The sequence below is a fragment of the Candidatus Rokuibacteriota bacterium genome, assembly GCA_030647435.1.
Lineage (GTDB): Bacteria > Methylomirabilota > Methylomirabilia > Rokubacteriales > CSP1-6 > AR37.
On sequence record JAUSJX010000107.1, the window covers coordinates 1 to 14,163 of the forward strand.

Sequence of the window (14,163 nt, forward strand, 5' to 3'; positions counted from 1 at the left end):
GGCGGCGGCGAGGGCCACGCGCAGGGGCGGGGCCACCACGACGCCATGCTGCTGCGCCAGGGCCGCCAGGAGGCGGGGCAGGATGGCGACGAGCAGCGTGCCGGACAGATCATCGCTGGCGCGCCACACGCGCTCGAGGAGATCCGCGACAACCAGCGGACGCAGCTCGCGCACCAGGTGGTGTTTTCGCTGAGGGTGGGTCTCCGTGGAAATTGAAGCGAAGTACGCCGTACCCGATCCGACGGTGTTCGCCGCCTTGCTTGAGCTCCAGGCGCTGGGCGGCTATGCGCTCCGCCCCACGAGCGAGCGACATGTGATCGACCACTACCTGGACACGCCGCACCGTGACCTCCTGCGCGGCGGCTACGCGTGCCGGCTGCGTGAAGGGGAAGCGGACGATCGCTGGCTGCTGACCGTCAAAGGATTGGGCGAAGCCGCGGGCGCGGTGCATCGGCGGGAAGAGCATGAAAGCGAGATCCCGCCGAACGCGCCGCCGGACGAGTGGCCGGCCGGTCTCGCGCGTGAGATTGTGACTCGCCTGAGCAAAGGACAAACCCTCGCCGCGCCCGCCGCGCCGTGGAGCAGGACGAGCGGGCCGTGGGTGTGTTGTCGCTCGATACCGTCGAGACCGACATTGGCTGCCGCAAGAGGGTAAGCCGCGAGATCGAGCTCACGGCGACCGGCACGATGGATGATCTCCGCGCCATCGGCGCCGCTGAGGCCGTCGAGGATGTAGTTGCCTTGCTGGATCACACGGGCGAGCTGCATGATGTGGACGTGACGATCGGCCTGCTTCGTCATTTCCTCATGCACAGCCCGCACGCCTCAGTCAATCCGGCGGTGGCCGCCTCGGTCAAGGGATACCTCAAGCTTCAGCAGGCCCGGCTGCGTACCTTGCAGCGCACGCTCAAGCGGCCGTGGCGGCGGGTAGCCGGCAAGCGTTTTCGGAGCGTGTTGGCCCGGGCGGTGGCGACCCTCTAGACGGCGGCCCTTGAGACGCCGCGCGACGAAGACGGCGCGAAGTGCTACCATGTCGCGCCATGGCCACCCAAACGATCCGTGTCGGATTCATCGGCGCCGGGGCCAACACCCGGCTCCACCACCTGCCCAAGCTTCGCGCGCAGCCCGGTGTCGAGCTGGCGGCCGTCGCCAACCGCTCGAGGGAGTCGGGCGAGCGCGTCGCGAAGGAGTTCGGCATTGCCCGGGTCCACGACGATTGGCGGGAGGTCGTGCGGGCCCCCGATCTCGACGCCATCTGCATCGGGACCTGGCCCTACATGCACTGCGAGATGACGCTGGCGGCGCTCGACGCGGGCAAGCATGTGCTCTGCGAGGCCCGCATGGCCATGAACGCCGCCGAGGGGCGGCGCATGCTCGAGGCATCCCGCAAGGCGCCCCAGCTCGTGGCCCAGCTCGTGCCCGCGCCGCACACGCTCGAGACCGACCCGACGCTCACGTCGCTGCTCGCCGACGGCTACGTGGGCGAGGTCCTGGCGGTGGAGCTGCACGCGAGCCAGGGGCGCTTCGTCGATTCCGACGGCCCGCTGCATTGGCGCCACCAGGTGTCGCTCAGTGGCCACAACATCCTGAACATGGGCATCTGGTACGAAGCCATGATGCGCTGGCTCGGCCCGGCTCGCCGCGTGATGGCGATGACCAAGATCGCCGTCGCGCGCAGGGCCGACGGCGGCGGCACCTGGCACGACGTCAAGGTGCCCGATCACGTCGACATCCTTGCCACCTTCAAGCGGGATGCGGTCGCCCACATGCGATTCAGCGCCGTCACCGGGTTGGCGCCGGCCGCCGGGGTGTGGATCTTCGGGAGCGAGGGCACGCTGCGTCTCGAGGCGGACGCCAAGCGCCTCTCGGGCGCGAAGCGCGGCGACAAGGAGCTGCGCGAGATCCCGATCCCCACGGCGCGGCGGGTCGGCTGGCGCGTCGAGGAGGAATTCGTCAACGCGATCCGCGGCCGCGAGAAGATCACGCGCACCAATTTCGAAGACGGCGTCCGCTACATGGAGTTCACGGACGCGGTGACCCGGAGCGCCGCCGAGGGCCGGGCTGTCGACGTCGCCCAGCTGTAACCCGCGGGAGGGGCCGGTAGGATAGGGGGCCATGCCGGTAGGATAGGGGCCATGGAGACACCGATGCGAGTTCTTCCGCAACAGATCCGCCGGCAGCTCGGCTCGGTCCTGCGCGCCTGGGGTATGTCGGACGCCCACGCTGAGACCACGGCCGAGATGATGCTCGAGACCGACCTGCGGGGCGTCGATTCGCACGGCATCTCGATGCTGCCGACGTACGACCGCGAGTTCCGCAGCGGCCGGCTCAACATGCGCCCCGTGTTCAAAACCGTTCGCGAGGGCCCGGCCGTGGCGCTGATCGACGCCGACGCGTCGCTCGGCCATCCGGTCTCGGTGCACGCGATGAACCTCGCCGTCGACAAGTGCCGCGATACCGGCGTGGCCGTGGTGTCCGTGTTCAACTCGCATCACTTCGGCGCGGCCGGCTGCTACTCGTGGATCGCGGCCGATCGCGGCGTGATCGGCATGGTCACCGCCTCCACCCGGGGCGTGACGCTGGTGCCGACGTTCGCCGCCGAGCCCGTCATGGGAACCAATCCCCTCGCGTTCGCGGCCCCGGCCCGGCGCAATCCGCCGTTCGAGCTCGACATGGCGACCACCACCGTCGCCGCCGGCAAGGTCAAGGTGTACAAGCTGAACCATCGGCCGCTGCCGCCGGGCTGGGTGGTCGACGGCAGCGGCCGGCCCGTCACCGATGCGGAGGAGGCGTTCCGCCACGTCTTCGAGCGGCCGGAGGGCGGCATCACGCCGCTCGGCGGCGCGCGCGCGGTCGGCGGCCACAAGGGCTACGGCTTAGCAGTGATGGTGCACATCCTCGGCGGCGCGCTCTCCGGCGCCTCGTTCTCGCCGATCCGCAACCGCACGCAGGGGCCGTCGGATCCGCACAACATCGGCCACTTCTTCATGGCGATCGATCCCCGCGCCTTCCGCCCCGACGGCCTATTCGAGGAGGACCTCGACCAGGTCATCGACGTGCTCCATAACGCGAAGCCGGCCGATCCGGCCCAGCCCGTGCTCGTGGCCGGGGACCCGGAGATGGCGACACGGCGCGAGCGGCTCCAGCACGGCGTGCCGGTTCCCGACGACCTGATGGAACAGCTCCGGGCGGTGGCGAAGAGCGCAGGCGTGCCCTTCCTCCTCGCGCCCTAGCGGAGACAGCGACGATGAACGAGAACGGTTACCGGGCTCGCGCCGAGCGTGGAGAAGTCCAGATCGGGACGTGGGTGACGATGATCCGGACTCCCGCGGTGCTGACGCTGCTCCGGGCCGCGGGACTGGACTTCGCCCGGGTCGACATGGAGCACTCGCCGTTCTCCATGGAGACGGTCGCCGACATGGCAACGCTGGCGCGCGCTCTCGACTTCCCGCTGGTGGTCCGGCCGCCCGAGGGCAACCGCGAGTGGATCACGCGGCTGCTCGACGCCGGCGTGTGGAACCTGCATGTCCCGCAGGTCGACACGCCCGAACAGGCGGCCGCGGTCGCCGCGTGCTGCCGGTACGCTCCGCTGGGCGAGCGGGGCATGTACGGCTTCGGCCCCCACACCGAGTACCGGACACTGCCGCCGGCCGAGCACATGGCCGCCGCGAATGCCCGCGTGCACGTCACGATCATGCTCGAGACCAAGGCCGCCTTCGAGCGCCTCGACGAGATCGCGTCGGTCCCGGGTATCGACGCGCTGACGATCGGGCCGAGCGACCTGGCCCAGGACCTGGGAGTGCTCGGCACGCACGCTCAGCGGGAGGTGCTGGACGAGCACCGCCGGCGGCTCGTGGCGGCCGCGCGCAAGCACGGCAAGGCGGTGGCGATGCTGACCGACAGTGTGGAGGGCGTGCGCCAGATGATCGCGGTCGGCGCCACGATCATCAACTACGGGTCGGACGCGGGAATGCTCCGGTCGGCGTACGCGTCGGTCGTCGAGGAGATCCGCCGCACGCTTCCCGCCCGCTGAAAACCTGCAGGGCGTCGAGAAGGGTCCAGATGCGAGGGCGCCAACGAAGCAGATGGGCCCTTCTCGGCGGCCTGCTACAGGTACTTCGTTGGGGCGATGATGGTGCGCCACATGTGCGCCGTCGGGCTGCCGTCGAAGCCCAACCCTTCCTTCGGCTGCCTGAAGTTCCGGCCCACGATGTCCGTGAATTCCTCGAGACGCACCTGCACGGTGGGATCGAACGAGTAGAGGTCGTTGACGCAGATCAGGCGCGCCGTCATGTACCACTTGTGCTCGCGCGCCTCCCGGTACGCCCGCTCGATGTAGGGCTCGGGCTTGTAGTCCGGGCCGAACAGCTTGACGTACATGTCCGGGTAGCGGTACCCGACGGACTCGTCGGCGAAGAACCGCAGCGCCTGGTGATACCGAATGGCCCAGCTGACCTCTTCGTCCACGTAGGGCTCGAGAAGCTGGGCGCCCCAGTAGCCGTGGTCGCTGCGGATGAACCCGGCGATGGCGATGTCGTGCAGGAGGCAGGCGAGGATGATCTTCTCGCTCGCCCCGCTCTTCTGCGCGAGCCGCGCGCTCTGCAGGAGGTGGTTGGCGGGTGCGAACCGGTACTTGAAGAAGTCGAGCAGGGTCGGCTTGTCGGGCATGCGGGGCAGGCGGGGGTCGGGCCCCATCATGTAGAGCTTGCCCCGGTCCGGAGGCCGCGGAGCCGGCTTCGTGGGGTCCTGCTCGCCCGAGGTGAAGAGCACGGACTTGACGACGACGCGGTCGAGCTCCTCGCTCATCGCCCGCTCGGCCGCCTCGGCCCGTTCAAGCGTCGTCATCGCGCCGATCATCGGTCAGGGGGCCGCTCGCTGTCAAGTTCCGGGGCGGCCGGTGCGGTTGTTCTATGAAAATGTCACCCCATGAAGACATGGGAGACATTGACGATGAGCCGAAAGGAAGTGCCGCGGGCCGGGCTGCTCAAGGCCGCGCCGGCCGGGAAGATCACGAATTTCAGGACAGGCCGCGCCCGCATGCCGGAAACGTAGCGCACGGCAACCGCACTGGGTGGCCGCGCAAGCCGTCAAGCGACGGGAAATAACCTTTTTCTAAAGGTAAACAACCCCGCCAGCCCGAAGCCGAAAAGCAGAAGTGTGGCGGGTTCCGGGACGATTCGGCCCCCGCCCACTTGGTCAAAGCCGCCGCTTCCGAACCCGACACCCTCGCAGCCGATGGAGATCTTGTCGTGAATCAGCGTCACTTGTGTCTCGGCCGACAAGAGTCTGCCGCAAGCAAGTGTTAGATCGCCGTTACTGCTGATGAGGTCATGCGCGAGGACATTTCCTGCGAACGTATCGCCGTCGAGGGTCGCGGCGCTGCCGACACTCCAATACAGCCCGACACCTGCACCGTCACCTACATTTAGCACGGTAACTGTCGAGTCCTCCGAGGTGATGAGCGTGCTAGCAAACAGGAAAATCCACACCGCGTTGGAATCGCCCTGACCGTCGAGAATGAGCGCTCCCGACAAATTAGTAACCCCGGCGAGAACCGTATAAATGCCCGGGAAGATCGTGCCAGTGAGGTCCGCACCAAGTGTGAGACCGGGCCCAAAGGCATTCACAGCGAGGATCGCAGCGTCGAGTTGGATTTGAGCGTTCTGCGCGAGTGCGGTATTTGGTTGTAACGATCCAAATGTGAAATCGTACCCCCCGCCGACCGAGGGATCTGGGGCGGAACCCAGATTTCCGCCAATGGTGCTCGTGGCGACATTGGTCACCCCCGCGGCGGCCAGGACCGCAAAGCTCGCCAAATCCTCAGGAAATATTGGCGCGGCGAATCCCTGGGCGGGGCCGTAAGCAAGTGCGACCAAGAACGGGATTGCCAATTTCGTAGCGTTCACTTTCATTCTCCCTTTTGGAGCAGCTTCCGCCGAGACAAACTCTGAGCAAATGGTAAGCAGAAACGATGCCGATTAGATTATTCATAACTAACAATGGCTTATACATAGAGCCCGGTCGCGGCCACAACTTTTGTTAAATTTTCTGACAACAACCTTGGCAAATATCGGTCCCAAAAGACGATCTAAACGCGCTCGTTTTGTCTATCTCTTTGATTCATATACATTTCAACTCATAAAGCGGCCATCGGAGCGCCTGTAAAATTTCCCGACAAACTCCCGGTCCGGCTCAAAAGCCCCTCCATACAACGGCCCATCGGAAACATTAACGCCGGTTCGCATCACGCGGCTCCATACAGCGGGTATCCAGGACCCCCTGAAAGACCCCAGTCTGGGGCGGCCCGCCAAGCATCGGCGCCGGCCCCGGCAGTATCGGGCCCGCCGCGAGCCCCGCGCCCGCATGGGCGCGTTGGTCCAGCTCGACGCCAGCCCCTTCGCGTGGCTCGAGGCCCGCGGCCCCGCCATGAGTCTGCACGGCGCCATCGATGACGCCACCGGCACCGTGCTCGCCCTGCACGTCCGCCCGACCGAAGATCTGCACGGCTACACCACCCTGCTGGCCACGCTCGCCACCCAGTACGGCCTGCCGCTGGCCTTCTCCGGCGACCGGCTCAACGGCTTCCTGCGCAACGACGCCCACTGGACGCTCGCGGAACAGTTGCGCGGGGCCCAGGACCCCACCCACTTCGGATGCATGCTGCAGGCCCTCGGCCTTGGCTTCATCCCCGCCGGCTCGCCCCAGGCCACGGGCCGCATCGAGCGGCTGTGGCAGACCCTGCAGGATCGGCTCGTCAGCGAACTGCGCCTGCAGGGCATCGCCACGCCGGAGGCCGCCAACGCCTTCCTGCCCGCGTTCCGCGCCGACTACAACCGGCGCTTCGCCCGGCCGCCGGCGCGGCCCCAACCCGCCTGGCGGCTCCCGCGGCGGGAGCTACCGCTGCTCCTCGCCTGTCGCTATCACCGCCGCGTGGCCGCCGACCACACCGTGCGCCTCGGGCTGCGCGGGCTGCAACTGCCCCCGGGCCCGCGGTACCGGAGCTGGGCCGGCCTGCGCGTCGAGCTCCGGGAACTCCTCGACGGCCGGCTCGTCGTGCTCCACGACGGCCACGTACTGGCCACCCTGCCCAGTCCAGGCCCCGCCTTCGTCCTGCGGCCCCGGCGCGGCCAGCGCGCCGTGACCCGGCGCCCGCGGGTCACGCAGTCCCTCGCCGTGCCGACGCACCGCTCGGGGGCGCGGGCGCGCCCCACGCCGCCGTCCCGTTCAGCGCCGCCGAGGCCCGCGCCGCCCCGCCCTCCCGCGCGGCCGACCCGCACGCATCCCTGGCGCACGGGCTTCTCGCGTCGCAGTCACGAGCTCTACCGGACCTGGCACGGGTGACATTTTCACTGAACAGTTAACCCGGACATTTTCACTGGACAGCGACAGTTCCGGGGCGGCCGGCCACGGGGACCCGTACGCGCAGTAAGGATAAGAATCGTGTTGACAGGAGAGCGAGGCGCGCTCCAGACTCGTCGCCCATTGGGACACAGGGGGAGGGCACGCCCATGAAGAACATCGTCATCTGCGCCGACGGCACCGGCAACTCCACCATCAAGGGCCGCGGGACGAACGTCTTCAAGCTCTACGAGGCGGTGGACCAGACCGGCCACAGGGTCACGCCGGATCTGAGGCCGCAGGCGGCCCTGTATCACGACGGCGTCGGGACGGAATCGCTGAAGTGGTTGCGCATCCTGACCGGCGCCACCGGCTGGGGCCTGAGCCGCAACGTGAAGCAGCTCTACGGCGAGCTCGCGCGCGTCTACGCGCCCGGCGACAAGATCTTCCTCTTCGGGTTCAGCCGGGGCGCCTTCACCGTCAGAACGCTCGCGGGGCTCATTCACGCGTGCGGGATCCTGGATCTCGGGAAGTACCATACGAACGCCGAGTTCGATGCCGGTATCGAGGATGCCTACCGCGAGTACCGCCGGGGGTACAACAGCTGGCTGACCGGGATTTTTCACAAGACCAAGAAGCTCGACGCCGCCCGCCTCGCGGAGCTGCGGTCGACCTTTTCCGTCGAGATTCCGGAGTTCCAGCCCGGCGCGCAGGGCAAGCTCATCGAGTTCATGGGCGTGTGGGACACCGTCGACGCGGTCGGCCTGCCCCTTCTCGCGGCGGATTTCGTGAACCGCGTAATCTACGCGTTCAAGTTTCCTGACCGCACCCTGAACGCCTCGGTGGCGCACGCGTGCCACGCCCTGGCGCTCGACGAGGAGCGCGAGAGCTTCGGCCCTGTGCTGTGGGACGAATCGAAGACCGTGGACCCGAATCGCATCGAGCAGGTGTGGTTCGCCGGGGTGCACTCGAACGTCGGCGGCGGCTATCCGCGTCAGGGGGTGTCGCTGGTCCCGTTCGACTGGATCATGTCGAAGGCGGAGGCGCCGCCGCACAACCTTCGCTTCGTCCCGGCTGAACGGCTCATGTACCGCTATCACACGGATGTGGACGACAAGATGTACGATTCGCGCGCCGGGCTCGGCGTCTTCTACCGGTGGCTGCCGCGCGACGTCCAGCGGCTCTGCGTCGACAACGGCGTCACGCCGCGGGTGCACCGGAGCGTGTTCGAGCGGATCGCGCGCAACACGGAGGGGTACGCGCCGGGGTCCGTCCCCGCGGATCCCGAAGTGATCTCGCTGTCTCAGCCGCCCGCGGTGACCGACGCTATTCGCAAGCTCGTGCGGGACCACCACGGGCCGCAGGGGCCGCTCATCGGGCGCGCCGCGACGACGCTGCGCGTGGGACGCTGGTCGTACTGGCTCTTCGTCTGGGGCATCCTGCTCACGGTGTTCTTCATGCTCCAGGGATTCGTGATGGGCGCGCTGGAGGGGACCAGCACGTGGCGGCAGGTGGCGTTGAACGTCGCGGATACCATCTTCAGCTCGAAGTGGATAGGCCTGGCGCTCAAGACGCTGTGGCATCACCCCTGGTTGATAGGCTGGCTTGTGGTCACGCTATGGCTGGCGCTCGCGGTCGACAGGTGGCTCGATAGCATGTACTCGCAGTTCTGGCACCGCGATTACATGCGCCTCAAACTCCGGAAGGCGCTCGGGCTGGGCTGAACCCCGGGCCGTCCCGCCTCGGCTCGCCGCCGCGGCTTCGTCCCGGTGTATCTTGGTGGGACCCACCTATGTACCTGGACCGGCGGCTCTGGGCATTCACGCGCGGCGGGCGGCTGCGCATCGCGGGCACGGTGCTGCTCGGCCTCCTGGCCGTCGGCGCCGGTATCGCGCGCCTGGCACTCTTCGGATGGCTGCTCGGCCGCGTCATCGCGGGCGATTCGCCGCGCTCGCTGCTGCCGCTCATGGCGCTGGCGGCGGCCGCGGTCGTGCTCCGGGGCGCCCTCGACTACTGGCGCGCCATGGCGGCGCACCGCACCGCCGCGCGCGTGCAGCAGGCACTCCGCCGGGCCATCTACGAGCGCGTCACCGCGCTGGGCCCCGCCCACTTCACCCGCTCCCGCACCGGCGACGTCATCCTCTCGATGGTGGAAGGCGTCCAGCAGCTCGAGGTCTACTTCGGCCAGTATCTCCCGCAGCTCGCCGTCGCCGCGCTGACGCCGCCGCTCATCTTCGCCTTCGTCGCCTTCGTAGACCTGCCCATCGCGCTGGTCCTGCTCGCGGCCGCGGTGGTGACGCTGATCGCGCCGTCACTCTGGCACCGCAAGGACAGCCGGCAGAGCCTCGCGCGCCAGAAGGCCTATGCCGCCTTCGGCGCGGAGTTCCTCGACTCCGTCCAGGGGCTGGCCACGCTCAAGGCCTTCGGCCAGAGCAGCGCGCGCGGGCGCCTGCTCGAAGAGAAGGGCAATGCCCTCTTCCACACGACTATGGGATTGCTCGGGGCGAACACGTTTGCCCGCGGCATCACCGACACCGGGATGGCCGTGGGCGCGGCGGCGGCGCTGGGTCTCGGCGCCTGGCGAGTCCAGGCGGGAGAGATGAGTCTCACCGCGCTCCTGGTCATCCTGATGCTGGGTATCGAGGTGTTCCGCCCGCTCCGCGAGCTCCGCGTCGTCCTCCATCAGGGCATGCTCGGCCTCTCCGCCGCGGGCGGCATCATCGAGATCCTCGAGGCCGAGCCTCTGGTCCGCGACCGCGAGACGCCCCTCTGCGACGCGGCATCGCTCGCGCCCGCCGTGACCTTCGAGGGCGTGACATTTTCCTATCCCGGCGGCCGCCGCGCGGCGCACGACGGCCTTTCCTTCGAGGTCACGGCCGGCGAGCGCGTGGGAATCGTGGGACCGAGCGGCGCGGGCAAGTCCACCATCGCCCGGCTGCTCCTCCGCTTCTATGACCCGGAGCGCGGCCGCGTCACGATCGGCGGCCGCGACCTCCGTGACCTCACGCTGGATCAGCTCCGCGGTCTCATCGCGGTGGTGAGCCAGGACACCTATCTCTTCCACGGCACCGTCGAGCAGAACCTCCGCATGGGCAAGCCCGACGCCACGCCGGCGGAGCTCCGGGCCGCCGCCCGAGCGGCCAACGCTGAGGAGTTCATCACGCGGCTGCCGCTGGGCTACGAGACAGTCGTGGGCGAGCGCGGCATCCGGCTGTCCGGAGGCCAGCGCCAGCGCATCGCGATCGCGCGAGCCCTCCTGCGCGACGCGCCGATCCTCATCCTGGACGAAGCGCTCTCCGCGGTGGATGCCGAGAGCGAAGCGGTGATCCAGGAGGCGCTCGACCGGCTCATGCAGGGCCGGACCACGCTGATCTTCGCGCACAGGCTCTCGAGCGTGATCGGCGCCGACCGGATCCTCGTCCTGGACGACGGCCGCGTGGTGGAGAGCGGCGGGCACGCGGAGCTCATGGGCCGGGGCGGCGCGTATCACCGATTGATGGCCGCGCAGGCCCAGGATGGCGCCGGCCGCGCCGCGACCCCCGCCGCGCCGGGCCTCGAGCCCGAGCCGGACGCGTTCGAGATCGAGCCGCCGGCGTCCGCCGCGCCCGAGCCCCCCGCGTCCGAGCCCCCCGCGTCGGAGCCCGTGGACGCCATCCTGCGGGCCGAGGGGATGGGCTGGCCCCGGCTCATCCGCGTCCTGCTCGGCATGGTCGCCGGGTACCGCGCCCGCCTCGCGCTCACGTTCCTGCTCGGCGTCGCCCGGGTCGTCGCGCTGATCGGCGTCGGTGTGCTGAGCGCGCTGATCGTCCGCGCGGTGAAGAACGGCATGCCCTTCGGCCGGCTGCTGGTCGCCCTCGCGCTGGCGGCGCCGCTGGCGGGGATCCTGCACTGGCTCGAGTCGTGGCTGGCCCACGACATGGCGTATCGCCTGCTGACCGACATGCGTCTCGACATCTTCCGGAAGCTCGACGCGCTCGCGCCCGCCTACTTCACCCGCCGGCGCACAGGCGACCTCGTCGGGGTCGCCACGCACGACGTCGAGCTGATCGAGTACTTCTTCGCCCACACCATCACGCCCGCCTTCGTCGCCGTGCTGGTGCCCGTCGGCGTCCTCGTCACGCTGGCGGTCTTCGGCTGGCCGATGGCGGTGGCGCTCCTTCCGTTCCTGGCTTGGGCCGCGCTGACGCCGGTGCTCGCCCGCTCCCGCATCGACAGGCTCGGCTCGCGGGCGCGCGAGGTGTCGGGAGACCTCACGGCCCACGCCGTGGATTCGGTCCAGGGACTGGGCGAGATCGTCGCCTTCCGGCACGTGCGCGCGCGCGGCGACGAGTTCGGGGCCAAGGCGCTCGAGTACCTCCGGGTGCGCATGCCGCTTCTCCACGATTTGGCCCTGCAAACCTCTTTCCAGGAGGTGGCCACCGGTTTCGGCGGGCTCGCGGTCGTGGGCGCGGGCGCGGCGCTGGTGGTCGTCGGCCGGCTCGAGAGCGCCCTCGTTCCGCTCCTCACGCTGCTCGCCCTGTCCGCGTTCGTCCCCGTCTGGGAGATCGCCCAGGTGAGCCGTCAGCTCGCCGATACCTTGGGCGCGGCGCGGCGCGTCCACGCGGTGCACGCTGAGCCCGTGCCCGTGCAGGACGGCGCCGGCGTGCGCTTGGGGAGTCCCGTGTCGCGCGGCCCGGCCCTCGAGATGTCGCTCGTGAGCTTTACCTATCCGGGCCGCCGCCGGCGCGCCCTCAGCGAAGTATCGTTCGCGGTGCCGCGCGGGAGCACGGTGGCGCTCGTCGGGCCCTCGGGTGCGGGCAAGACCACGGTCGCCAGCCTCTTCCTCAGGTTCTGGGATCCCGACGAGGGCGCAGTCCGGTTGGACGGTCACGACCTGCGAGAGTACCGGCTGGACGACCTCCGCCACCGGATTGCCCTCGTGGCGCAGGACACCTACCTCTTCAACGACACGCTGCGGAATAATGTCTTGCTCGCGCGCCCCGAGGCGACGGAAGCCCTACTGGCGGCGGCGGTGGAGCAGGCCGCGCTGACCGAGTTCGTGACCGGCCTGCCCGACGGGCTCGACACCGTCGTGGGCGAGCGCGGCGCGCAGCTCTCGGGCGGCGAGCGCCAGCGCGTGGCCATCGCTCGCGCCTTCCTCAAGGACGCGCCCGTCCTGATCCTCGACGAGGCGACCTCGCACCTGGACGCGGTCAGCGAGCAGGCGGTCCGCGGCGCCCTGGATCTCCTCGCGCGTAGCCGCACGACGCTGGTGATCGCGCACCGGCTCTCCACGGTGCGCAACGCCGACCGGATCATCGTGCTCGAGGACGGGCGCGTGGCCGAGACCGGCAGCCATCGCGAGCTGCTGGACAAGGGCGGGCTCTACGCGCATCTCGTCTCGCGCCAGCTAGGGGGGTCAGGTCTTGAATTCACACATTCTTGACGACCTGTCCTCCGATTTCTGCGAACCTGGAGCTCCGGACGGAGCATCCAAGCCGGGGAGACCGGGGGAGGAGAATATGTCACGGTCGATGAGCGCTCTACTGATCGGCATGGCGGCGTGGCTCCTGGCGGCGGGATACCCGGCGTCCCCGGAGGCCGCGACGGAGGCCGAGCTCCAGTCGGCCGTCTTCCGCGCGAAGCCGGCGGTCGTCATGATCTCGGTGAAGATCGGCGCTACGGCGACGGTGCGCTGCGGCTCGGGGGCGAGCGCGACCGTCCGACCGGGAGCGATCGGCGAGCTCGGGAGCGGGTCCATCATCCACCCCGACGGCTGGATCGTCACGAACGGCCACGTCATCCAGCCCTACCAGGAAGGCGCCGACAGCTCGTTCGCGGCAGAGCTTGCCGAGAAGGCGGTGGCGACGGCCTGCGCCGCCGAGGTGGACGGCCTGCCGGGCCCCGCGCGGGCGCAGCGCATCCGGGCGCTTGCCGCCACACCCGAGAACCGTCGCGGCCTCGCCGTCGAGCGGACGCTCGAGGTGCATCTCTCCAACGGGAAGGCCTACCCGGCGGAGGTCAAGTTCTACAGCCCGCCCGCCTACGTCGTCGTCGGCGGCACCCCGGATTCATCCGGGAACCAGAAGAAGGAGCACGGCCGCGACGTGGCCATCCTCAAGATCGAGGACAAGGAGCTACCCGTCGTCCGCATGGCCCGGCACAGCACGGACCTGCACCTGGGCCAGGCGCTGTTCGTCATCGGCTTTCCGGGCGTCGTGGTCTCTCACGAGCTGCTCAGCCGGACCACCCAATACGAGCCCTCGATCACGGTCGGCCGTGTCTCGGGCTTCAAGCGGGACATCGGCGGCCAGCGCGTCATCCAGACGGACGCCGCCATCATCCAGGGCAACAGCGGCGGCCCGGTCTTCGACGACCGCGGCCAGGTCATCGGCGCGGCGACGTTCACGTCGCTCCAGGGAGAGCAGGTCGTCCAGGGCTTCAATTTCCTGATCCCGGTCGAGACCATCCAGGAGGCCGCGGCCAAGGCGGGCGTCGCGCCCAAGGGTGACAGCATGTTCACGCGGCTCTGGAACCATGGTGTAGATCTCTACATCCGCGATCTCCACTACCGCGCCTACCGGAACATGAGCGCCGCGAACAAGATCCACCCGGGCTTCCCCGACGTCGAGCGCGTGCGCGAGGACTGCGACATCAAGCACAAGGAGCAGGGCTACCTCCACCGCGAGGAGGTCCAGTGGGGCGCGATGGGTTTCGCGCTCCTCGGAATGGTCGCGGGCGTCTGGTTCGGCGGGCGCCGGGTGATGTCCACGGCGCGGCGAACCCTCCGCCGCATCATCCAGGAAGAGTTGGAAGGCCGGGGCGGGCGCCCCGGGAGCTGAGCTA

At 69.1% G+C, this 14,163-nt stretch carries 11 protein-coding genes; 9 read left to right on the forward strand and 2 right to left on the reverse strand.

Translation table 11 applies throughout. The annotated features are described in order from the left end of the window. Positions 1-205: 205 nt before the first annotated feature. The 5 genes from Q7W02_18795 (at position 206) to Q7W02_18815 (ending at position 4,033) form a co-directional block, all read left to right on the forward strand. Complete coding sequence (locus Q7W02_18795) at positions 206-655, forward strand: CYTH domain-containing protein (GenBank protein ID MDO8478207.1); 450 nt, start codon at positions 206-208, stop codon at positions 653-655. After that, the gene (locus tag Q7W02_18800; protein MDO8478208.1) at positions 598-981 is read left to right on the forward strand and encodes a hypothetical protein; all 384 of its coding nucleotides are present in this window, start codon (positions 598-600) and stop codon (positions 979-981) included. Before Q7W02_18795 ends, Q7W02_18800 begins: the two co-directional genes overlap by 58 nt. A 59-nt stretch (positions 982-1,040) precedes the next feature. Beyond that, positions 1,041-2,084: a Gfo/Idh/MocA family oxidoreductase gene (locus Q7W02_18805; GenBank protein MDO8478209.1), complete on the forward strand. Its 1,044-nt coding sequence runs from the start codon at positions 1,041-1,043 to the stop codon at positions 2,082-2,084. Positions 2,085-2,147: 63 nt separating this feature from the next. Next, positions 2,148-3,233 carry an Ldh family oxidoreductase gene (locus tag Q7W02_18810; protein ID MDO8478210.1) on the forward strand — a complete coding sequence of 362 codons (1,086 nt, stop codon included), beginning with the start codon at positions 2,148-2,150 and terminating at the stop codon, positions 3,231-3,233. Between the two features lie 14 nt (positions 3,234-3,247). Then, positions 3,248-4,033: an aldolase/citrate lyase family protein gene (locus Q7W02_18815; protein MDO8478211.1), complete on the forward strand. Its 786-nt coding sequence runs from the start codon at positions 3,248-3,250 to the stop codon at positions 4,031-4,033. Between the two features lie 74 nt (positions 4,034-4,107). Here the strand turns inward: Q7W02_18815 and Q7W02_18820 are convergent, their stop codons facing one another. Further along, on the reverse strand, positions 4,108-4,845 hold the full coding sequence (locus tag Q7W02_18820; GenBank protein ID MDO8478212.1) for an HD domain-containing protein: 738 nt from the start codon (positions 4,843-4,845) through the stop codon (positions 4,108-4,110). Positions 4,846-5,087: 242 nt separating this feature from the next. Beyond that, positions 5,088-5,906, reverse strand: a complete 819-nt coding sequence (locus Q7W02_18825; protein ID MDO8478213.1) for an ice-binding family protein — start codon at positions 5,904-5,906, stop codon at positions 5,088-5,090. A 457-nt stretch (positions 5,907-6,363) separates the two neighbouring features. Here Q7W02_18825 and Q7W02_18830 point away from each other — a divergent pair, with 457 nt between their 5' ends. From Q7W02_18830 to Q7W02_18845, 4 genes are all read left to right on the forward strand, one after another. After that, on the forward strand, positions 6,364-7,341 hold the full coding sequence (locus Q7W02_18830) for a hypothetical protein (protein MDO8478214.1): 978 nt from the start codon (positions 6,364-6,366) through the stop codon (positions 7,339-7,341). Positions 7,342-7,508: 167 nt separating this feature from the next. Continuing rightward, positions 7,509-9,062, forward strand: coding sequence for a DUF2235 domain-containing protein (locus tag Q7W02_18835; protein MDO8478215.1), 1,554 nt, complete (start codon positions 7,509-7,511; stop codon positions 9,060-9,062). A 68-nt stretch (positions 9,063-9,130) separates the two neighbouring features. Continuing rightward, a complete protein-coding gene (locus Q7W02_18840) occupies positions 9,131-12,763 on the forward strand; it encodes an ABC transporter ATP-binding protein (protein MDO8478216.1) in 3,633 nt (1,210 codons plus the stop codon). A gap of 88 nt (positions 12,764-12,851) precedes the next feature. After that, the gene (locus Q7W02_18845) at positions 12,852-14,159 is read left to right on the forward strand and encodes a S1C family serine protease (GenBank protein MDO8478217.1); all 1,308 of its coding nucleotides are present in this window, start codon (positions 12,852-12,854) and stop codon (positions 14,157-14,159) included. Positions 14,160-14,163 lie beyond the last annotated feature (4 nt).

What these genes read in the sequence shown, in the direction of transcription:
- Q7W02_18805 (MDO8478209.1), top strand. Translation starts at nt 1,041, where the DNA reads ATGGCCACCCAAACGATCCGTGTCGGATTCATCGGCGCCGGGGCCAAC.
- Q7W02_18810 (MDO8478210.1), top strand. Translation starts at nt 2,148, where the DNA reads ATGCGAGTTCTTCCGCAACAGATCCGCCGGCAGCTCGGCTCGGTCCTG.
- Q7W02_18815 (MDO8478211.1), top strand. Translation starts at nt 3,248, where the DNA reads ATGAACGAGAACGGTTACCGGGCTCGCGCCGAGCGTGGAGAAGTCCAG.
- Q7W02_18820 (MDO8478212.1), bottom strand. Translation starts at nt 4,845, where the DNA reads ATGACGACGCTTGAACGGGCCGAGGCGGCCGAGCGGGCGATGAGCGAG.
- Q7W02_18830 (MDO8478214.1), top strand. Translation starts at nt 6,364, where the DNA reads ATGGGCGCGTTGGTCCAGCTCGACGCCAGCCCCTTCGCGTGGCTCGAG.
- Q7W02_18835 (MDO8478215.1), top strand. Translation starts at nt 7,509, where the DNA reads ATGAAGAACATCGTCATCTGCGCCGACGGCACCGGCAACTCCACCATC.
- Q7W02_18840 (MDO8478216.1), top strand. Translation starts at nt 9,131, where the DNA reads ATGTACCTGGACCGGCGGCTCTGGGCATTCACGCGCGGCGGGCGGCTG.
- Q7W02_18845 (MDO8478217.1), top strand. Translation starts at nt 12,852, where the DNA reads ATGAGCGCTCTACTGATCGGCATGGCGGCGTGGCTCCTGGCGGCGGGA.